The 18,138-nt window shown below is 62.9% G+C and carries 21 protein-coding genes, 1 tRNA gene and 1 pseudogene; 17 read left to right on the top strand and 6 right to left on the bottom strand.

All coding sequences use genetic code 11. The annotated features are described in order from the left end of the window. The first annotated feature begins 40 nt into the window (after positions 1–40). The 10 genes from psbE to AC01FP_RS05600 all read left to right on the top strand — a co-directional run bounded on the left by psbE (position 41) and on the right by AC01FP_RS05600 (position 8,297). Positions 41–289 carry a cytochrome b559 subunit alpha gene (gene psbE, locus AC01FP_RS05645; RefSeq protein WP_254935168.1) on the top strand — a complete coding sequence of 83 codons (249 nt, stop codon included), beginning with the start codon at positions 41–43 and terminating at the stop codon, positions 287–289. A 3-nt stretch (positions 290–292) separates the two neighbouring features. Beyond that, on the top strand, positions 293–430 hold the full coding sequence (psbF, locus tag AC01FP_RS05640; RefSeq protein ID WP_106632249.1) for a cytochrome b559 subunit beta: 138 nt from the start codon (positions 293–295) through the stop codon (positions 428–430). Between the two features lie 21 nt (positions 431–451). Further along, the gene (locus tag AC01FP_RS05635; protein ID WP_094559111.1) at positions 452–571 is read left to right on the top strand and encodes a photosystem II reaction center protein L; all 120 of its coding nucleotides are present in this window, start codon (positions 452–454) and stop codon (positions 569–571) included. 30 nt (positions 572–601) lie between these two features. Next, a complete protein-coding gene (locus AC01FP_RS05630) occupies positions 602–802 on the top strand; it encodes a photosystem II reaction center protein J (protein ID WP_474478776.1) in 201 nt (66 codons plus the stop codon). A 130-nt stretch (positions 803–932) separates the two neighbouring features. Further along, the gene (locus tag AC01FP_RS05625) at positions 933–1,589 is read left to right on the top strand and encodes a lysophospholipid acyltransferase family protein (protein WP_474478773.1); all 657 of its coding nucleotides are present in this window, start codon (positions 933–935) and stop codon (positions 1,587–1,589) included. Then, positions 1,586–2,854 (top strand): 3-deoxy-D-manno-octulosonic acid transferase, encoded by a 1,269-nt coding sequence (locus tag AC01FP_RS05620; RefSeq protein WP_474478770.1) that lies wholly within the window; start codon positions 1,586–1,588, stop codon positions 2,852–2,854. The genes AC01FP_RS05625 and AC01FP_RS05620 overlap by 4 nt, the downstream gene beginning before the upstream one ends. Before the next feature lie 32 nt (positions 2,855–2,886). Beyond that, entirely contained in the window at positions 2,887–3,906 is a 1,020-nt protein-coding gene (lpxK, locus tag AC01FP_RS05615) for a tetraacyldisaccharide 4'-kinase (RefSeq protein WP_474478767.1), read from the top strand. Continuing rightward, entirely contained in the window at positions 3,899–5,032 is a 1,134-nt protein-coding gene (gene lpxB / locus AC01FP_RS05610) for a lipid-A-disaccharide synthase (protein ID WP_474478764.1), read from the top strand. Before lpxK ends, lpxB begins: the two co-directional genes overlap by 8 nt. After that, positions 5,029–6,777 (top strand): ABC transporter ATP-binding protein, encoded by a 1,749-nt coding sequence (locus AC01FP_RS05605; protein WP_474478762.1) that lies wholly within the window; start codon positions 5,029–5,031, stop codon positions 6,775–6,777. Before lpxB ends, AC01FP_RS05605 begins: the two co-directional genes overlap by 4 nt. Then, positions 6,774–8,297: a carotenoid oxygenase family protein gene (locus AC01FP_RS05600; protein WP_474478760.1), complete on the top strand. Its 1,524-nt coding sequence runs from the start codon at positions 6,774–6,776 to the stop codon at positions 8,295–8,297. Before AC01FP_RS05605 ends, AC01FP_RS05600 begins: the two co-directional genes overlap by 4 nt. Here AC01FP_RS05600 and rdgB read toward each other — a convergent pair whose 3' ends face one another. Next, the gene (gene rdgB / locus AC01FP_RS05595; protein WP_474478758.1) at positions 8,298–8,906 is read right to left on the bottom strand and encodes an RdgB/HAM1 family non-canonical purine NTP pyrophosphatase; all 609 of its coding nucleotides are present in this window, start codon (positions 8,904–8,906) and stop codon (positions 8,298–8,300) included. It abuts the gene before it with no gap. A 4-nt stretch (positions 8,907–8,910) separates the two neighbouring features. Then, positions 8,911–10,380, bottom strand: a complete 1,470-nt coding sequence (locus AC01FP_RS05590; protein ID WP_474478756.1) for a phosphohexomutase domain-containing protein — start codon at positions 10,378–10,380, stop codon at positions 8,911–8,913. A gap of 83 nt (positions 10,381–10,463) precedes the next feature. Here AC01FP_RS05590 and AC01FP_RS05585 point away from each other — a divergent pair, with 83 nt between their 5' ends. Next, positions 10,464–11,951 (top strand): TM0106 family RecB-like putative nuclease, encoded by a 1,488-nt coding sequence (locus AC01FP_RS05585; RefSeq protein ID WP_474478754.1) that lies wholly within the window; start codon positions 10,464–10,466, stop codon positions 11,949–11,951. A 4-nt stretch (positions 11,952–11,955) separates the two neighbouring features. Here the strand turns inward: AC01FP_RS05585 and ygfZ are convergent, their stop codons facing one another. Both ygfZ and pyrE read right to left on the bottom strand, forming a co-directional pair. Beyond that, on the bottom strand, positions 11,956–12,915 hold the full coding sequence (gene ygfZ / locus AC01FP_RS05580) for a CAF17-like 4Fe-4S cluster assembly/insertion protein YgfZ (RefSeq protein WP_474478752.1): 960 nt from the start codon (positions 12,913–12,915) through the stop codon (positions 11,956–11,958). Then, complete coding sequence (gene pyrE, locus AC01FP_RS05575; RefSeq protein WP_474478750.1) at positions 12,912–13,469, bottom strand: orotate phosphoribosyltransferase; 558 nt, start codon at positions 13,467–13,469, stop codon at positions 12,912–12,914. Before pyrE ends, ygfZ begins: the two co-directional genes overlap by 4 nt. Before the next feature lie 126 nt (positions 13,470–13,595). Between pyrE and AC01FP_RS05570 the strand changes: the two genes are divergently transcribed. The 3 genes from AC01FP_RS05570 (at position 13,596) to AC01FP_RS05560 (ending at position 14,608) form a co-directional block, all read left to right on the top strand. Continuing rightward, positions 13,596–14,108 (top strand): Occludin/ELL family protein, encoded by a 513-nt coding sequence (locus tag AC01FP_RS05570; RefSeq protein ID WP_474478748.1) that lies wholly within the window; start codon positions 13,596–13,598, stop codon positions 14,106–14,108. A 12-nt stretch (positions 14,109–14,120) separates the two neighbouring features. Further along, positions 14,121–14,193: transfer RNA gene (locus AC01FP_RS05565), tRNA-Ile, on the top strand. 88 nt (positions 14,194–14,281) lie between these two features. Then, positions 14,282–14,608 carry a hypothetical protein gene (locus AC01FP_RS05560; protein WP_474478745.1) on the top strand — a complete coding sequence of 109 codons (327 nt, stop codon included), beginning with the start codon at positions 14,282–14,284 and terminating at the stop codon, positions 14,606–14,608. A 35-nt stretch (positions 14,609–14,643) separates the two neighbouring features. Here AC01FP_RS05560 and AC01FP_RS05555 read toward each other — a convergent pair whose 3' ends face one another. Beyond that, positions 14,644–15,705, bottom strand: a complete 1,062-nt coding sequence (locus AC01FP_RS05555; RefSeq protein WP_474478744.1) for a nucleotidyl transferase AbiEii/AbiGii toxin family protein — start codon at positions 15,703–15,705, stop codon at positions 14,644–14,646. Next, entirely contained in the window at positions 15,698–16,312 is a 615-nt protein-coding gene (locus AC01FP_RS05550) for a DUF6088 family protein (protein WP_474478742.1), read from the bottom strand. The genes AC01FP_RS05555 and AC01FP_RS05550 overlap by 8 nt, the downstream gene beginning before the upstream one ends. A gap of 348 nt (positions 16,313–16,660) precedes the next feature. Between AC01FP_RS05550 and AC01FP_RS05545 the strand changes: the two genes are divergently transcribed. From AC01FP_RS05545 to AC01FP_RS05535, 3 genes and pseudogenes are all read left to right on the top strand, one after another. Beyond that, positions 16,661–17,086, top strand: coding sequence for an SLOG family protein (locus AC01FP_RS05545; RefSeq protein WP_474478837.1), 426 nt, complete (start codon positions 16,661–16,663; stop codon positions 17,084–17,086). 53 nt (positions 17,087–17,139) lie between these two features. After that, complete coding sequence (locus AC01FP_RS05540) at positions 17,140–17,769, top strand: siphovirus Gp157 family protein (protein ID WP_474478740.1); 630 nt, start codon at positions 17,140–17,142, stop codon at positions 17,767–17,769. Positions 17,770–17,878: 109 nt separating this feature from the next. Continuing rightward, positions 17,879–18,138 (top strand): annotated as a pseudogene (locus AC01FP_RS05535) (RAD52 family DNA repair protein); the annotation flags it as partial.

Here is an 18,138-nt window from a genome sequence, read left to right as displayed (position 1 = left end):
CGGCTCACCCTTAAGATCAACGAGCTGAACGCTTGTCGCTATGGCTGCCGGCTCAACTGGAGAACGCCCGTTCTTCGAGATCATTACGAGCATCCGTTACTGGGTAATCCACGCGGTTACCCTGCCCGCCATCTTTTTGGCTGGTTTCATGTTCGTGTCAACGGGCTTGGCCTATGACGCCTTTGGAACCCCTCGCCCTGACGCCTATTTTCAGGCTCAGGAGAGCAAGGCTCCAGTGGTGAGTCGGCGTTACGAGGGCAAGAGTCAACTTGACCAGCGCTTGCAATAAGCCATGACCCAAGCACCTGTTTCCACCACTCCCCGCAACTATCCGATCTTCACGGTTCGGTGGCTGTCGGTGCATGCCCTCGGCGTTCCCACGGTCTTTTTCCTGGGATGTCTTGCGGCTATGCAATTTGTTCGCCGCTGAGTCGGTAATTGCTCGTCAGCCATGCAACGCTCTCCCAACCCCAATAATTTGCCGGTTGAACTAAACCGCACCAGCTTATTTCTGGGCCTGTTGTTCGTTTTCACGATCGGCATCCTTTTTTCAAGCTATTTCTTTAACTGACCCCTCTTCACATAACCCGGAGAGCTCCCGATGAGCGGCAAGAAGTCCAACCTGCCTGATGGCCGGATTCCAGATCGTCTGCCGGATGGTCGTCCTGCAGTTGCTTGGCGCTCCCGCTGGACAGAGGGGATCCTGCCCCTCTGGCTCGTTGCAACAGCTGGAGGCATGGCTGTAATTTTCGTAGTCGGGCTGTTCTTTTACGGCGCCTATGTAGGAGTTGGATCTGCTTAAATCCTGATTCAAATTCGAATTATTTTCCCCTGTGGTGTCGCCTTTGGACGACCTGCAGGGTTTTTTGCTGGATCGGCCGCTGGAATAACTTCTTTAGATCGCCATTTACCTAGGGCTGGGTGATCGGTTGGTGAAGAAACGAACCCTGCTTAATAACCGTCTGCTGGCCACCCTTGCCGGGGCCGCTCTCAATGCCTACGGGGAGCTGTTTGTGCGCACCTCCCGGATCCGCATTGAGGCCCATCCCGACACCTATCGGCTGGTTCAGGAACAGGGTGCTGCAGTGATTTATGCCCTCTGGCACCGCCACGCTTTTTTTGTACCCCTATTGCGTCGCTTTGATCGGCGCCGGGTGGCGGTGCTGCTTAGCAGCCATCGGGATGCCCAGATCGTGGCCGTGGCAGTGCGGTTGCGCGGCTTGGAGGTGGTGCAGGGCTCCTCCACCCGTGGTGGCCTGCAGGCCTATCACTTCCTGCGCCGGGCTCTGCAGCAATGCCAGCCGGTCTGCATCACTCCGGATGGACCCAAAGGCCCTGCTGAGTTGGTGAAAAGTGGGGTTATTCACCTTGCTCAGCAATCAGGCTGTGCGATTGTGCCGGTGTCCGTGTCCTGCTCCCGCAGCCATCGTCTGCGCTCTTGGGACCGGTCGGTGTTGCCCTTGCCCCTATCCAGGGTGGTTGTGCTGCTGGGCGCGCCGCTGCGGCCGCCCAGCAGCCTTAACGAAAGCCAGGAGCTGCTGGCGCAGGGATTGCGTCAGGTGGCTAGCCAGGCTGGTGAGTGCCCGTGAGGCGCGCTCAGGTCTGGTTGCTGCTGGGGCTCTATCGGCTGCTCTCCCTTTGCTTGACGCCGCTCTGGCTTGTGTTGTTGCTGGTTCGCTTGGCCCAAGCCAAGGAGGATCCCCGCAGGCTGGGGGAGCGCCTCGGCTGGCCCAGCCGCCGCCGTCCAGCTGGGCCGCTGCTGTGGTTTCACGCTGCCAGTGTGGGCGAACTCAACAGTCTGCTGCCTGTGTTGCGGGCGCTGAGCAACGGGGCTGGGGCGCCAGTGTTGCTGGTAACAACGGTGACCTGCACCTCCGCCGTCCTCGCCGGCCGGGTATTGCCGCCGGGAGCGATTCATCAGTACGTACCCATAGACCATTGGCTGGCCCTATTGCCCTTTCGTTGCTATTGGCGGCCTCGCCTGGGGGTATTGGCGGAGGCGGAGCTCTGGCCCGAGTTGGTGCAGGCGATGCCCCATCTCCATTTGATCAATGCCCGCATGAGCCAACGCTCCTACCTGCGGCATCGGCGCCTACCCATCTATGCCGGCTGGTTGCTAGCGCGGGTGGAGGTATGCCTGGCCCAGTCCCAGGCCGACGCTGAGCGCTTTCGGCGTCTGGGGGCCCGCGATGTGCGCGCCTTGGGCTCCACCAAGCTCGATGCCGATCCGCCGCCGGTCAATAGCGATCACCTAGAGCTGCTGCAGCAGGTGTTTGCCGGTAGGTCGGTGCTGCTGCTGGCTAGCAGCCATGCCGGTGAGGAGCGGCAATGGCTTGAAGCCTGGGAGGAAAAGAAGCTGGCGCAGCGACAATTGGCGCTTCTATTGGCACCGCGCCATCCCCAGCGGGCTCAAGAGGTGCTCGCCTTGGCCCGGGAGCGTGGCCTGTCGGCGGCACTCTGGAGTGACCTGGTTGGCGGGGGATTGGCTCCCCACCCCGATGTGTTGGTGGCCGATGTAATTGGCGAGATGGGCACCCTGATCAGTGCAGCGGCGGTAGTGGTGATGGGGGGCAGTTTTTATCCGCAGGGTCGGGCTCATGGTGGTCAGAACCCCCTTGAGCCCGTGGCCCTGGGGCGTCCAGTGCTCTGCGGCCCCGATATGGCCAACTTTTCTGACCTGCTGGAGCCGTTGCTGGCGGCTGGCTGCCTGCAACAGTGCACTGATGTGGGAGCGACTCTGGCTGCTGCCCTGTCCCTGCTGGTGCAGCCATTGCCACGGGGGCATGGGCAGAGCCTGCGCTTGCGCGGCCCCTCCCAGCTGCTGGCTTCACTGCTGCTAAAGCAGTGCCGCTGATTTGATGCCATTAATGAGATGCCAATGATCTAATGCCCTTAACTACGCCGCGTTTTTGGTATAAGCGCTGCCGTGGCTGGCAGGCCTGGCTGCTCTCGCCACTGGGCTGGCTTTATGGCTGCGCCGTGACCCTGCACCGGCGCAGTACCCGCCGCTGGCGTTGTGCGGTGCCAGTGCTCTCGATCGGCAACCTCACCCTGGGAGGCACGGGCAAGACGCCCCTGGGGATTGCCTTGGCCAAGGGCCTTGAGGAGCGCGGCTGGCGGGTGGCGGTGCTGCTGCGGGGTTACGGCACCCGCCGCCGCCAATCGTGCCCGGTTTCTGCGACTAGCTCCTGCTCAGAGGTTGGGGATGAGGCCCTGGAGTACGCCAAAAGCCTTGGAGAGGGTGTGGCGTGGGTGGGCTCCAACCGCTGCCAGAGCGCGGCGTTGGCGCTGGCAGCCGGGGCCACTTTGATCTTGCTGGACGATGGGCTGCAGCACTGGCGTTTAGCCCGGGATTTGGACCTTTCCCTGCTGGATCGACAGCACGGACTGGGCAACCGTCTGGTGTTTCCGGCGGGACCGCTGCGCGAGCCTCTAGACCAATTGGCCCGGGCAGATGGGCTGGTGTTCACCGGAGTGGAGCCTGTTGACCAGATGCCCCCTATGTCTGCGGGTTGGCCGAGTCAGAAGCCCCGATTTGCCGTGCGTTTTTGTTTGGAGCCGCCGCCCCAGCTCCAGCAGCAGCGACTGGTGGCCTTCTGCGGCATCGGCCTGCCAGAGAAATTCTTTTCAGCTCTGCAGGCTTGCGGGCTCCAGCTGGTGGCGACGGAATCCTTCCCGGATCATCACGTTTATGCTGAATCAGACTTGCAGCGCTTATTGGATTTGGCCCATTCCAATGGTGCACGTCTGGTCACCACCGTGAAGGACGGCCAACGCCTGCCCCACCGGTTTCGCGAAGCGGTGAGCTTGGTGCCGATAAGGGTTGAGCCCGCTACTTTGGCACCCTTGCTGAATTGGCTCGATCAGCGTCTTGGTGCTCTAGCTGGTGCCCAGTTCCATGGCTGAGCAGGGGCCGCGGCGGATTTTGTTTGTGGCAGGTGAGGCGTCTGGAGATCTCCATGGCGGCTTCTTGGTGCGAGAGCTGCAGCGCCAAGTGCCGGGGGTAGAGATAGCAGGGGTGGGCGGTGACCAACTGCGCGCCTGCGGCATTGACATCCTGGCCGACGTGCGAGTGCTTTCTGCGGTCGGCTTGGTGGAGATCATCAGCAGTCTTCGCCGTCACCACCGCGTGATGGAGTTGTTGAAGCATCAGATGGATAATTGTCGCCCGGATGTGGTGGTACTAGTTGACTATCCCGGCTTCAACATGTTTGTGGCTAAGGAGGCTAAGAAGCGCGGCATCCCTGTGTTTTTCTACATTGCGCCACAGGTTTGGGCCTGGGGCCAGGGAAGGGCCAAAAAGATGGAGCGACTAATTGAGCGCCTAGCAGTAATTTTCCCGTTTGAGGAGCCCATCTTTAATTCCCATGGCCGCGATTTTGCCCGCTATGTGGGCCACCCACTGGTGGATGAGCTCCAAGTCAGTTGCTCTCGTGAGCAGACGCGGCACCGCCATGGCTTATCCCTAGAGCAGCCCTTGCTTGTGTTGATGCCTGGTAGTCGCCGGGCAGAGGTGCGCATGCTGTTGCCCGCCATGCTGAAAGCTGCCAACCAGCTCAAACTCGATGGCTGGCAGGTTGTCTTACTTAAGGCGCCCACAATCGATCGCTCCTATTTGGAGCAGGCGAATGGTGGAGAGGCCCTGCCGGTTCCCCTAGTTGATGGCGACGCCCATAACCTGCTGCATGCTGCCGATGCTGGTGTGATCGCCTCTGGCACAGCCACGCTCGAGGCGGCCTTACTGGGCTGTCCCCATGTGATTCTTTATCGTTTCTCCTGGCTTACTTACTTGATTGCAAGGCTGGTAATTGGCCGGCGCTCTATGGGCCTTCCCAATGTTATTCTAGGACGTCAGTTGTTTCCCGAGTTGGTACAGAAGGATGTGACGGCTGACAAAATTGTGAGATCCCTGCGGCGCCTCGACGCTAATCGGGACTTGTTTAATCAAGCTGTGCAGGAGTTGCAGGCAACGATGGGCCCCCCTGGTGCATCCAGGCGAGCGGCCGATGAATTAGTAAGTTTGCTTAAATGAGTACTCGGATTTATCGACGACTGGCTCTTTATGGTCGCCGCCATTTGTGGCCGGGATTTTCCCTGGCCCTCTTCTTCAATTTCTTGTATGGTGCCTCTACTGGCTTCGTCCCATTAGTAATTCGCTACCTTTTTGATGATATTTTGCCTTCGAGTGATCGAAGTCGCTTGTATTTAGCGCCTGCAGTCATACTTGCGGTGATAGTGCTTAGGGCAGTATCTCAATATTTGGGATCCTATCTAACCGAAACCGTTGGTCAGTCGATCACGGCAGACCTGCGCCATGAGCTTGCTGAGCAAATCTTGGATTTGCCCCAGTCCTATGTGGATCGCAATTCTTCCGCTGTACTGGTGTCTCGAGTGCTCACTGATGTGTCGCTGGTCAAGACTGGAATTGTTGATGGCTTTTCATCTATATTTAAAGACTCTCTGACTTTATTGGTGCTGGTCTGCGTCGCTTTTTACCAAGATTGGCTGCTGTCGTTGATCGCCTTCATTCTTTTCCCGCTAGCGATTCTACCGATTCTTAATTCTTCTAAAAAAGTTCGGCGCCATTCCAGTCAAGGGCAGCTCAGCTTGGCCAAGCTGGCTTCATTTCTTCAGGAGTCGGTAATCGGCTTGCGGGTGGTCAAGATTTTCGGAATGCAGGCCTATGAGTTGTCGAGGTTTGATCAAGAGAATCAATCAGTTTTAAGGGCTGCCCTGAAGACAACTCGCGCCAAACTGGCCAATCAGCCATTGATGGAGGTCATAGGTGCGATTGGCTTCAGCGCGGTTTTGGTATATGGCGGTGAAAATGTAATTGCAGGTACCCGGACTACGGGTAATTTCTTTGCCTTCCTAACCTCTTTATACCTGTGCTATGCACCCTTTAAGGGAATTGCCAGATCTAATTCCATCTTGCAGCAAGGTGCTTCTGCTGCCAGCGATTTGTTTGATATTCTTGATACCCGGCCTGATCCGCCTGAAGCTTCTAGTCCCAAATCTTTAAATAGCGTATCCGCTGGCCTAAGCGCCAGCCATGTTTGTTTTTCATATGATGACGAACCCGTAATTGAGGATTTAAGTCTTGAGATCCCCCGCGGGAGCACTGTTGCCCTAGTGGGGTCCAGTGGCGGTGGTAAAAGCACCATAATCGATTTATTTTGCCGCTTTTATGATCCATGTTCTGGAGTGATCGCGATTGACGCTATTGATATCCGCGAGCTATCCCACGCCTCGTTAAGGTCCCTGATTTCAGTTGTAGACCAAAATACATTTTTGTTTAATGACACCGTCGCTAGCAATATCGCCTATGGGTTGATGTCTGCTTCGTCGCGTGAAATTGAGGCTGCTGCGCGGGCTGCTAACGCCCACGATTTCATCAGCCAGCTGCCTGAGGGGTACGCCACCCTTATTGGAGAAAATGGCACGCTGCTCTCCGGAGGCCAGCGTCAGCGCATTGCTATTGCTCGCGCGCTGATCAAGGACGCTCCTCTGCTGTTTTTGGATGAGGCCACCTCTGCCCTCGATTCAGCTTCCGAGCAGGTGGTGCAAGAAGCGCTGGATCGTCTAATGGCCGATCGCACCACTTTGGTGGTCGCCCACCGTCTTTCCACTGTGGTGAATGCCGACTGCATTTGTGTGATTGCCGGCGGCCGAGTAGTTGAGTCGGGGAACCACGCCACCTTGCTGGCTCGCGGCGGCCATTACGCCGACCTATTTTCGAAACAATTCGCAAACGCTGACGCGGGATCGCCAGGATGACAGTTACGGCCTCTCAGCCCACCGGTTTTCAGCCTGCCTATGAGCGCCACGATTGGTCCAGCGCCTTTCGCAACGTCGGTGTTGAACTAAGCGACGTTCCTTTAGAGCCCGTGCGCGGCACGATCCCGGCTGAGCTCAAGGGCACTTTGTTCCGCAATGGGCCAGGCCGGCTTGAGCGGGGTGGCCAGTGGGTTCATCACCCATTTGATGGTGACGGCATGATCAGCGCCTTCCGGTTTGAAGGGGGGCAAGTCCGACTCACCAACCGCTTTGTGCGCACCGAGGGCTGGCTGGCAGAGGAGCAGGCCGGTCGCTTCGTTTACCGGGGGGTCTTCGGCACCCAGAAGCCTGGAGGGCCACTCGCCAATGCCTTCGATCTGAGGCTCAAAAATATTGCCAATACCCATGTGGTGCAGCTGGGTGACCAGCTGCTGGCGCTCTGGGAAGCGGCCGAGCCCCACGCCCTTGATCCCTGCACCCTCGAGACCAGGGGGCTCTCGCGGCTGGAGGGTCTGCTCAAGCCAGGCGAAGCTTTCAGCGCCCACCCCCGCTTCGATCCTGGTCACCACGGCGAGCCCCGCATGGTCACCTTCGGCGTCAAGGCGGGCCCCACCAGCACCATTCGCTTGATGGAATTTGCCAGCGCAGACCAGCCAGATGGTGTGCGCGCCGGTGATCTGGTGGCTGACAGCCGCCACAGCTTCAAGGGTTTTGCCTTCCTGCATGATTTTGCGATCACACCCAGTTGGGCTGTGTTTCTGCAGAACGCTGTCGCGTTCAATCCGCTGCCGTTTGTGCTTGGCCAGAAGGGGGCGGCCCAATGCCTGGCCTCCAAGCCCGGCGAAGCCGGCCAGTTTTGGTTGGTGCCCCGCCAGCCGGGTCACCACGCTGGCGCCCGGCCGCTGCTGCTACCTGCTCCTGAAGGCTTTGTGTTCCATCACCTCAATGCCTTTGAGGATCCGGCCACCGGCGAGGTGGTGGTGGATTCGATCTACTACGACGACTTCCCTTCCATAGGCCCAGAGGTTGACTACCGCGAAATTGATTTCGACTCCATACCTGAGGGGCAGTTGCGCCGTTGCCGGATAGATCCCCGCAGCGGCACGGTTAAGAGCGAGTGGCTTGAGCAGCGCTGCTGTGAGTTCGCCATGGTTAATCCGGCAAAGCAGGGCCTAAACGCCCGCTTCGCCTGGATGGCGGTAGCGCAGCGCGAGCGAGGTAATGATCCGCTCCAGGCGATTGAGAAGCTCGACTTGCAGACCGGCGAACGCCTGGTCTGGAGCGCGGCCCCCCGCGGTTTTGTCACCGAACCGGTGATGGTGCCCCGCCTAACTGATGGCTCACCCGAAGAAGGGGCCGCAGAAGATAGGGGCTGGGTCTTGGTGCCGGTTTGGAATGGGGCACGCTGCGCCACGGATCTGGTGATCCTCAACGCTGCCGATATGACAGAGCAAGCCGTGCTCGAGCTTCCCCTGGCCATTCCCTATGGGCTGCACGGCAGTTGGTCTGGGACTGCCTGATCAGCTGCCGAGCAGGGAGCGCAGCTGGGGCTCCAGCTGCGCAAAAGCCCGGCCCCTGTGGCCGATCTCGCTTTTGAGACCTTTGTCCATCTCGGCGTAGGTGAGCCCCGTATGCGGCACAAAGAACACGGGGTCATAGCCGAAGCCCCCACTACCCTGCGGCGTTGGCAGGATCAGCCCAGCGCAGCGACCCTCCACCTCCAGCCGCACCCTGCCGCTGGGATCGGCCACCGCCAGGGCGGCGCTGAACTCGGCGCTGCGGTCGCTATAGCCCTCCAGTTCTTGCAGCAGCCTGGCGATACGGGCTGTGTCGCTGCTTGCGTAGCGGGCTGAGTGCACCCCTGGCGCACCACCTAAGGCATGCACACTCAGGCCTGAGTCGTCGGCCAGGGCCCAGCAGCCGGTGGCGCTGGCCACGGCCACCGCCTTGAGTCGAGCGTTCTCGGCAAAGGTGCTGCCTGTTTCCTCCACCTCCAAGCCATCGGGCTGGGGCTCGATTGCCAGGTTGAGTCCGGCGAGTAGGTGCTGGAATTCGCGCACCTTGCCGGCATTGCCGCTGGCGATCACCAGTTTGATGACGGGGTAGATGAGTATTGCTTCTGAAGGCATGGCGTCAGACCGACTCCGCCAGCTCGCGGGCCCAGCCCAGCACCTCAGCCACCCGGGCTTGGCTGGGGGCTTCGCAGTAGAGCCGCAGCAGCGGCTCGGTGCCTGAGAAGCGCAACATCAGCCAGTGGCTGGGGCCGAGGCGCAGCTTCACCCCATCGGTGGTGATCACCTCCAGCACGGGGCTGCCAGCCACCTCGCTGGGCGGGGCTGCGGCCAGCTTTGCCTCAAGGCGCCCGCGGGCTGCCATGTCGGGTAGGCGCAGGTCGAGTCGGTCGTAGGCGGCGGCACCGCCGCAGCGCTGCTGCAGGGCGTCGATTCGCTCACCCAGGGGCACGCCGCCCTCCACCAGCGCTTCGATCAGCAGCAGGGCCGCAAAGGGGGCATCCCGCTCCGGCAGATGCATGCCGAAGCCCACGCCTCCCGATTCCTCGCCGCCCACCAGCACCTCGCCGCTCAGCATTTCGGCGGCGATGTACTTAAATCCCACGGGTTTTTCCAACACTTGGCGGTCTAGACCTTCGGCCACAAGCTGCATCAGGTCAGAGCCGCTTACGGTTTTGATCACGCAGCCGGGCAGCTGGCGGGCCCGGGCTAGGTGGTCGATGAATAGGGGCATCAGCAGTTGGGTGCTGCAGAAGCGGCCTCGCTCATCTATGGCGGCGATGCGGTCGCCATCGCCGTCAAACACGATGCCCATGGCGGGCCGGCCAGCTGCTGTGCTGGCGGTTACGGCGGTGATCAATTCCTGCAGGTAGGGGGCCAGCGGTTCGGGTGGGTTGCCGCCGAACAGGGGGTCCCTGCTTGCTCGAATTTCGCGGATGGCGCCACTGGCGCTGGCCTGCTCGCCCAGCAGGGCAGGCAGCACTCCGGCGGCAGAGCCGTGCATTGGATCAACGATCACCGTGAGCCCCAGGCGCTCGAGGCCTGCCGCTAATGCCGCAGTATTGACCTTGGCCTGCAGGCCAGCCAAGTAGGTGCCAAGAGCATCAAATCGTTGGGGGTGGCCCGGAATCGGCACGGTGATGCCACCGGCTTCCAGGCGGGTTTCAACCCGGCGGGTGAAGTCGCCCTCCACTGAGCCGCCGAACGGTCCCTTGATCTTCAAGCCGAGCCATTCCGGCGGGTTATGGCTGGCGGTGATAACCAGGGCCCCCAGGGCCTGGCGCTGCACCACGGCCCAGCTGCTGGCGGGGGTGGGGGTGGCTGTGGCCGAAAGCAGGGGCTCTAGGCCGCAACCTCTGACGGCGCTGCAGATCGCCTCAGCCAATTCGGGCGCCAGGAATCGGCGGTCGTAGCCGATCACCACCTCGCGGCTATTCAGGCCTTCTGGAGCTGAGTGGGCCAGCTCCCGGGCTGCGGCGGCAGCCACTGGCAGCAGCCGATCCAGGGTGATGTCCACGCCGAGGATGCCTCGCCAGCCATCGGTGCCGAAGGCGATCGGGCTGGCCTCCAGGGGCAGGGGGGCTGAGGCCATGGGGGGTTGGCATGCCGAGCTGCTCCAATTCTGCTGTGCCGGCGGCGCTCCAGCCCTAGCGTCGGGATCTGTGGACGCCAGCATTGACTTCCCGGCCTCAAATTGAACCTTCAGGGACAGAGGCGGCCCTCACGGATCGCCTGCTGCGCAGTTGGCTGCGTTGCAGGCGCCGCGCCTGGCTGGATCGCTTTGGGCTTGCCAGTGAGCGGCAGTGGAATGCCCACCGGGCCCTGGCCTTGAGCGACCAGCTGCGCAGCTTTCAGACCCTGCTGCCCCAGCGGCCCGGCCACGGCGAAGCGGCCTGCGCCGCAGGGGCGGCTGGGGTGGTGGGCTTGCGGCTGAGGGGGGCTGGTCCCCAGGGACTGAGTTTGGAATCCCACCCCTCCCTGCTGGAGCGCATCGCTGGCCAAAGCCGTTGGGGAGCCTTTGCCTACCGGCCGGTACTGGCTCGCCAGGGGCGGCGGCTAACCCGAGAAGCCAGGGTGGTGCTGGCGCTTTGGGGGCGCCTGTTGGCGGAGCACCAGCAGGCAGCAGTGCCCCATGGTCTGGTGGTGGCCGGTGAAGGCAGGTTCCTGCAGCGGGAGCGCCTGGCATTGGCTAGCGGCCTGCAGCACCAGCTCGATGAGAGCCTGCAGCGCCTGGCGGCTGATCTTGCCCAGTCCACGCCACCGCCCTTGGTGAGCGATCGCAAAAAGTGCACCCTGTGCAGCTGGCGAGGCGTCTGCGATAAGGAGGCCGCCGCGATCGGGCACCTCAGCGAGGTGAGTGGCATCGGCGGCAAGCGCCGCGAGATGTTGCTGGAGCAGGGGGTCACCAGCCTGCCGGACCTAGCGGCCCGCGATCCGGAGCTGTTGGCCGAGGCCCTTGCCTCCTATGGAGAGCAGCATCGTGAGATTGCCGCTGAGTTGGTGGCCCAGGCCCGAGTGCAGGCCTCTGGCCTGCCGCAGCGCCTTGGCCGTGGGCCGGTTTTGCCTGAGCTGGCAGCAGCACCTGGTGTGCTGCTCTACGACATCGAATCCGATCCCGATGCCCGCGATGATTTCCTGCACGGCTTTGTGGTGCTGGAGAGCGACGGGGCGGGGGGCTGGCTAGAGCAGTCCGCCCGCTACCAGCCCCTGTTGGCCTTGCAGGAGCACGGCGAGCAGCGCCTATGGAGGCGACTGCAGCGTTTGCTCGCCCGCTATCCCGATTGGCCGGTGCTGCATTACGGCGAAACCGAGGTGATTGGCCTGGTGCGCCTGGCCCAGCGCCAGGGGGCCAGTGAGGCTGAGGTGGCCCGGTTGCGGGGCCGGATGCTGGATGTGCACGCCCGGCTGCGGCGCCACTGGCGTCTGCCGGTGAGCAGCTACGGGCTCAAGGCAGTGGCCGGCTGGCTTGGCTTTGCCTGGAGCCAGAAGGGGGTGGATGGGGCCCGCTGCCTGCTTTGGTGGCGCCAGTGGCGTCAGTGGCACCGCCAAGACGGCAGCCGGGGCCAGGCCAGTCGCAATCAGTTGCAGCGGATATTTCTCTACAACCACGATGACAGCCTGGCCACCTGGGCCGTGGTGCGTTGGCTGCTGGCTCAGGACTGACTTTTCAAAACTGACGGCCGGCTCCGACCGGTGGATCCACATAGCCCGGGGGGCGAGATAGCTCCAGCAGCGGATCTTGGGGATCGGGGCCGGCGCGCAGCGAGGTTTGTTGAAGGGATTGGCGGCGCACTAGGGCCAGGCCAACCCAGAGGTCATGTTCCAGGGACAGGCTGGAGGTGATCAGGCCCGCCCGGTTGCTGCTGCTTTTCTCGCCCTCGCCATCCTTGGCGCCAAACAAGACCGTGCCTGGCGTCCCAGGGCCCTCGCTCCCGCGCCAGAACCAGCGCCGCAGCTGTTGTTTAACGCCGTCGTAGGTGGCGAGTTTGGCCAGGGTTTCCTGTCCCACATAGCAGCCCTTGCTGAGGCTCACCCGATCGGCTAGCCCTATTTCGAAGGGGTTGGTGTCGTCGTTGATTTCACCTGGGGCCGCCGGTATCCCCCGCTGGATGCGCCATCGCTGCTGTTCCTGGACCGGCAGGGGGGCTCGATCGGCTAGCCAGGTGGGTAGCTCTTGGCTGGCCAGCAGGACCAACTGGCGGCCCAGTAACCAGCCGCTGCCGTCCTCCAGCGAAATCCAACTCCCCTCGGGGCCTTGGGGCAGGGAGTCGCATTCATCCCCCAGTGGGGTAATCCAACGCACCGGTGTCACTGGGCCCAGTTGCACCCGATCGGCGGGGAACAGCACCCGGTCTAGGGCCTGCCAAATGGCCGTGCCATCAGCGCCGCTCAGCAGCAGCCAGGCCCCATCCCCATCTACCAGCACCTCGGCGAGGGCCCGCAGGCGACCGGTGGCGGTGGTGCAACAGGTGGGTATCCAGCTGCCGGCCGGCTGGCCTTCGATTGCGGCGCTGGTTTGGCCGTGCAGAAATCTGGCTGTATCGGGGCCATCCAGGCGGATCAAGCAGCCCGCTTGCTCGCTCCGGCACAGGCCGTTGGGCAGCCATCCCCAGGGATCGGTGCTCATGAACTAACCAGGGCCGCGGCGGTGGCAGCCACCTCCTCCAGCAGAAATAGGCTGCGCAGCTCGAGCCCGGCTGTCGTCATCGCCGCTAGGCCCCCCTCCTGGCGATCAACGATCGTCACTACTCGATTCACCCTGTAGCCGGCCTCCCGCAGCTGCTGCACTGCCTTAAGGGAAGAGCCGCCAGTGGTGACTACGTCTTCAAGCACGGTGATGGCGCTTCCCGGCTCTGGCAGCGGCCCCTCCAGCCAGGCACCGGTGCCGTGACCCTTGGCTTCCTTGCGCACAATCAGTGCATTGAGCTCGCGACCCTCCCAGGCAGCTCGCATTGCTACTGCGCTCACCAGGGGATCGGCTCCCAGGGTGAGGCCGGCCACCGCCCGGGCTTCCGCTTCCACCTGCTCCAGCAGCAGGGCGCCGAGCAGGGCTAAGCCGGTGCCGCTGAGGCTGACTGGTTTGCAGTTGACATAGTGGTGGCTGGTGCGCCCGGAGGCCAGGGTGAAGCTGCCGTGGCGGTAGGCCTGGGTGGCGAGCAGGGGCAGCAGGGTCAGGCGCATCTCTGCGGGGCTTGCAGCCAATGACGTGGCAGCCAGGGAAACGGTCGACAAGATCTGGTGCAATCGTGATTGGTTGACTAGTTTGCGACCAACATGACAGGAGCAGCTGCTGGACTGATGGGATCCATGTTCAATAACGTCACCCATGGTTGGGTTGTTGCCGGTTCGTTGGCCGGATTTTTGATGGCGGCCCCGGTCTTGGCGGGCCCGGTTGTGTGCAGCACCACCCTGGAGGCTCCCACTGTTCGCGGCCAGATGGGAGCTGGTGCTGCCGGACCGGTTGAAGTCACACATTGCGGCGTTGTGCAGACCACGCCGCAGCTGATGGAGCGACGTTTTTACAGCTATTCCGCTCCCTTTGCCCGTGGCGTCAGCCTCACAAACCAAATCACCGATTTGTTTGGTATCGCCATGGGCGGAGGGGATGGCACCAGGGTGATGGGCTTTGGCTTTCCTGATCAAACGATCATCTGGGACGGCACGGCGGTGCAGAACACTTATCAGGCGTTGCTTCAGCAGCAAAGCGATCCCATGCCCTGGCGTACGGGCGATGTGTCCAATGGTTTTTCCGGGAGCCTGGGCTCTAGTGGCGCAGTCACCCAGGGCAGCTATAGCTCTCCGGTACGGGGGCTCTGGTAGCTCTGGTAAGGCGGGGGTCTAGCAATCTGGTGAATGCAGCGAACTCATAATTCGCCTTAGCCGAGTTCGATCCTCGGGACCCCCATCCTCAAAACCCCAGTCAGAGAAAGGGTTTTCGGTAAAAAACAGGTCAAGGGTAGGAAGCGCATTTAGGCACCGTTTAGACACGTCCCATGGCCGGCCGGGATCCCTACCTCACGCGGATCAACAGGGCCATGCGGGACCTGGGTTCCAGTGTCAGCCTCGAAGTTTCCCCATCCGGGGGAAGGATGCGGTTGCGGGCCAGCCTGCCCTTGCCCGATGGCAGTTGGAAGCAGCGGCGGATCAGTACGGCCTTCCCCTACCCGTCCGGAGTGGATCAGGCACGTCAATTGGCTAAGGAGCTTGGGCGTGACCTCGCGCTGCACCGCCGGGGACTGGAGGCCTTCCCCTTCGAGCGATGGTTGCAGGCCACCAAGTTGCTGGATCCCAATCGCTGCGGGAGGGAGCAGTTGCTGTAGCTGCAGTAGTCCCTCTGCTGTGTTGGGTCTCCTTTTCAGAGGAAGGATCGAGCGATGGCATTGCACTGCCTCTCCAGCTGGCTGATCCGCTCCAGCAGCTCGGCGAAGCTCGGGATCTCGCCGCGCAGCATGCCCGAGTCGGTCATGGCTTTGTAGTCAGCCTCCAGGGCCTGCCGAGCGGCGTCGATCGGCACCAGCTGCAGGTTGCCACTGAGGGCGTGGAGGTAGTTGATGGGCTGCTCATCGGCGTCGGTGGCACGCCAGAAGTCCTCCTTGTGCTGCGCCACCTCAACGGCGAGGGGCCGGTCACGGATCGCCGCCTCAGCGATCCCTGCACGGGCCAGGCGATCGAGGTCATACCAGTGCCGTGAATAGCGGTCGCCATCGCCGCTGCCCCAACGTCCCTTGCGGCAGGCGACATGGATGGCCGCGGCCTTCTCCAGAAAGGTGCGCCTGGCATCCATCACCAGTGGCCTGGCGGCCGGGAATTCGAGCATGGCCAGATGGGTCGCCGCTTCGCATGAGATGGGCATCGGCCCATGCGGTTCGCCGGTGGAGTGGGCGCCGAACTCCAGTCGCACCGTCGGCCGCACACACCCGGAGCTGTTGTCTGCCGTCGGGATCAGCGGTTGGTAGTGGATGACGATGGTTGGTGGCTGCCGGCGGCCTGCTTCGGACTGCTCCAGAACCAGCTCGAGGGTGACACCGGCTGCAGCGGCAGCAGCCTGGAGCAGCGGCATGGGGATCTCCCGGACCCATTGTTTGAGTTTTCTATCTGCGGCTTTGCGGCGCTTGTCCGCCTGGCTGGGATTGACTGCTGCTGAGAGATCAACCTCAGGCCAGAGGTGCTGGATGTTGAGGGTGAGATCGACGTCTTCCGAGAAGCGATCGATCAGCCCATAGGCCTTCGAGAGCGAGGTGCCCCCTCTGAAGGTGAGGGTCTCCAGCAACTGTTGCTCTGCCCCCAGGGTCTGCAGGGCCCAGACCACCCAGATATCCTTTTCCAGCAGGTTGGACGGCCAGCCAGATTCGGCAGCAGCGACCGCCAGGGCTTCCTTCTGGTCCTCTGGGGAAAGCGCGAACCAGGACTCAGCCATGAGCCTTCTGCGGCTCTAGAGCCTGTTCACTCAGCAGCTCCGCCAGCCACAGGGGCAGCTCGGCGCGAACGGAGAGCAGGGCATCCCACTCCACCGGCGGCAGCACACGGCGGAGCGTCGGCAGGGCTGCTGAAGCCTGATCGGGGCCAAGCCAGATGAGTGCTCGGATCGCCTGGCCAGCAGGGCGATCGGGCAGCAGGAAGTTACAGGCGGCTGCCGCACGGATCGTGACCTGCTGCTTCCCGAAGACGTAGCACTTCTGGCTGCGGGTGCGGGCCAGGAAGGTCTGCTGCACCGGCATCTGGGTGGTGAGGCCAAGGGCATTGGCCGCGGCGGCACCGCTACTCACCAGCTGCTGGGCACCCTCCTGGTTGAGCTGAGCGATCACCACCTCCGGCGCCGGAGGCCTGATGCCAAAGCGACTGGTGATGGGCAGGGCGTAGCGGCCGCGGGTGATTTTCACGAGCTTGCCACGAGCGGCCAGGCGCCTCAGGGCCTGGTCCACCGCAGCGCGGTTGGCCAGCGCCAGGAACTGCTTGGCAGCCAGCAGGGATCCATCCGGGCGCTTGCCCGCGGCTTCCAGGATCTGTTCGCTCAGTACTGCCATGGCGGCTCTGTGGGCCTTGTTGTGCTCTGTTGTGTCAGAAGACTACGTGAGTTTCTGACACTCTGTCCACAGAGCTCTTGCCACCCTCGGCAGGCCGTTGACACCTGGCTGACGTCAGACAGCCGCCGCCGCCCTCCGCGCTGCGGCCGTGGTGGTGGTACAAGGCGGAAGGGCATGCCCGCGGCTGCGGTGCCCGTGGTGATACGGCGAGCGAGGGATGAATCAAGGGGCCCTGATTGCAGGTCTTCCTGCGCGCGGCTGCGAGGCCGTTCGCTGCTGCCTGGGTGCTGAATTTGGAGGGTTGTTTGCTATTCATTTGAGCCAAGTTCGGGCCCTGCTCGTTCGTTGGTGATCGCGGCTGGTGGCGGCCGCGATCTGGCATGGTCCCATCAGCGGGTTGCCGCTGAGCTGCTGGCCCGCAGCGGCGGCCGGCTTGTCCATCTGCTGCTCCATGGCGGTGCTCGGGGCGCCGATGCCGCCATTGCCCGTGCCGCCCATCAGCTGGGCTGGTGCTCTCTTGTGATGCCGGCCGAGTGGGGCCGCCATGGCCGCGCCGCCGGGCCGATCCGCAATCGCGAGCTGCTGGAGCAGGCCATTGCCCGGGCCGTGGCCCACACATCGCCGGGCTCGATCGCCTCGGTGCTGGTGGTGGCCTTCCCCGGTGGTGCCGGCACGGCCTCGCTGGTGCAGCAGGCGCGGCGTATGGCTTCCCGCTCGCCGGTGCCGATCTCCGTGGCGGAGGTCCAGCCGCCATGCGCCTCCCTCGTCCCTTGAAGCCTTCAGCGCCTGCTGGCGCTCCCTGTTCCTCTTCTTTTCGTCACACCGTCATGGCCGTTCTCACCCCCATTCCCGCAGCTCCAGCCGATGCCCCAGCGGCAGCCCCCTCGGCGAAAGGTCCTGCCTGTTCCCTTCATCGATCTGGTTCTCTATGGCAGCTGGGCATCGAGGCCCAGGAGCTCACCACCGCCATCGGCCAGCTGGCCGAGCAGCTGGAAGCCGATGATCTCGAGCAGCACGCCTCAGCTCTGGCTGAGCTGGAGGCTGCTCTTTTGGCAGAGGAGGGCAACAAAGCCGCCCTGGCCGCCAAGGCCGATGCCACCTGCTGGGTGATCGAGCACCTGCGCGGCCAGGCCGCCTACCGCCAGCAGCAGGCCAAGCGGCTCGCCGATCTGGCCCGCTCTGATGCCGGCCGGGCCGATGCCCTGGAGGAATCGCTGATCTTTGTTCTCACCCAGCTACAGCCAGCGGCCACGCGCTTCTCCTTCCCCGATCACGAGCTCTCAAGCCGCAAGTCCTCAGCTGTCGTGATCGATGACGAGCAGGCCCTCGATGCCGAGTGGCTCACCTTCTCCACTACCAGCAAGCCAGACAAGAACGCCATCAAAGAGGCACTCAAGACCGGTCGCCAGATCACCGGCGCTCAGCTGCTCCCCCGCCGCTCCTGGCGCATCCACTGACGAGAGGGGGGCAGAGCCCCCCTCGATATGGCCCGCTGCAGTGGCGGGCCCTTTCTTCCTGACCCAATTTCGCTCCTCTCTTCTTCTCGCTCCATCGCTTCCCATCGCCATGACCATCGCCGCTTTTCGTCCGACCCAGCGGCCGTCCTCCGCTCTGGAGGTGATCCGCTCCGCTGACCGGGCCGACGCGGAGAGCTCGGCAAACCCAGAGTCAGCCGCGGCGCCGCAAGTCCTCCAGGCTCAATCCCTTGGCTTCTCCCCCGAGCAGCTCGCCGCCCTGGCCGCTCCGTTGGATCGGGCCAAAGTCCGCCAGCGGGAGCAGGGCCGCAGCCGCGTGAGCTATCTGGAGGGTTGGCAGGTAATCGCGGA

The sequence above is a fragment of the Cyanobium sp. NIVA-CYA 375 genome, assembly GCF_056108345.1.
The sequence above is the reverse complement of the archived record's forward strand: the minus strand, read 5'-3'. Positions and strand labels throughout refer to the sequence as shown.

Bases quoted from the DNA above. Each gene is read 5' to 3' on its own strand.
- AC01FP_RS05605 (WP_474478762.1), top strand. From the start codon at position 5,029: ATGAGTACTCGGATTTATCGACGACTGGCTCTTTATGGTCGCCGCCAT.
- AC01FP_RS05555 (WP_474478744.1), bottom strand. From the start codon at position 15,705: ATGGCTGAGTCCTGGTTCGCGCTTTCCCCAGAGGACCAGAAGGAAGCC.
- psbE (WP_254935168.1), top strand. From the start codon at position 41: ATGGCTGCCGGCTCAACTGGAGAACGCCCGTTCTTCGAGATCATTACG.
- AC01FP_RS05550 (WP_474478742.1), bottom strand. From the start codon at position 16,312: ATGGCAGTACTGAGCGAACAGATCCTGGAAGCCGCGGGCAAGCGCCCG.
- pyrE (WP_474478750.1), bottom strand. From the start codon at position 13,469: ATGCGCCTGACCCTGCTGCCCCTGCTCGCCACCCAGGCCTACCGCCAC.
- lpxB (WP_474478764.1), top strand. From the start codon at position 3,899: ATGGCTGAGCAGGGGCCGCGGCGGATTTTGTTTGTGGCAGGTGAGGCG.
- AC01FP_RS05630 (WP_474478776.1), top strand. From the start codon at position 602: ATGAGCGGCAAGAAGTCCAACCTGCCTGATGGCCGGATTCCAGATCGT.
- rdgB (WP_474478758.1), bottom strand. From the start codon at position 8,906: ATGCCTTCAGAAGCAATACTCATCTACCCCGTCATCAAACTGGTGATC.
- AC01FP_RS05560 (WP_474478745.1), top strand. From the start codon at position 14,282: ATGGCCGGCCGGGATCCCTACCTCACGCGGATCAACAGGGCCATGCGG.
- AC01FP_RS05540 (WP_474478740.1), top strand. From the start codon at position 17,140: ATGGCCGTTCTCACCCCCATTCCCGCAGCTCCAGCCGATGCCCCAGCG.
- AC01FP_RS05635 (WP_094559111.1), top strand. From the start codon at position 452: ATGCAACGCTCTCCCAACCCCAATAATTTGCCGGTTGAACTAAACCGC.
- ygfZ (WP_474478752.1), bottom strand. From the start codon at position 12,915: ATGAGCACCGATCCCTGGGGATGGCTGCCCAACGGCCTGTGCCGGAGC.
- lpxK (WP_474478767.1), top strand. From the start codon at position 2,887: ATGCCCTTAACTACGCCGCGTTTTTGGTATAAGCGCTGCCGTGGCTGG.
- AC01FP_RS05590 (WP_474478756.1), bottom strand. From the start codon at position 10,380: ATGGCCTCAGCCCCCCTGCCCCTGGAGGCCAGCCCGATCGCCTTCGGC.
- AC01FP_RS05570 (WP_474478748.1), top strand. From the start codon at position 13,596: ATGTTCAATAACGTCACCCATGGTTGGGTTGTTGCCGGTTCGTTGGCC.
- psbF (WP_106632249.1), top strand. From the start codon at position 293: ATGACCCAAGCACCTGTTTCCACCACTCCCCGCAACTATCCGATCTTC.
- AC01FP_RS05600 (WP_474478760.1), top strand. From the start codon at position 6,774: ATGACAGTTACGGCCTCTCAGCCCACCGGTTTTCAGCCTGCCTATGAG.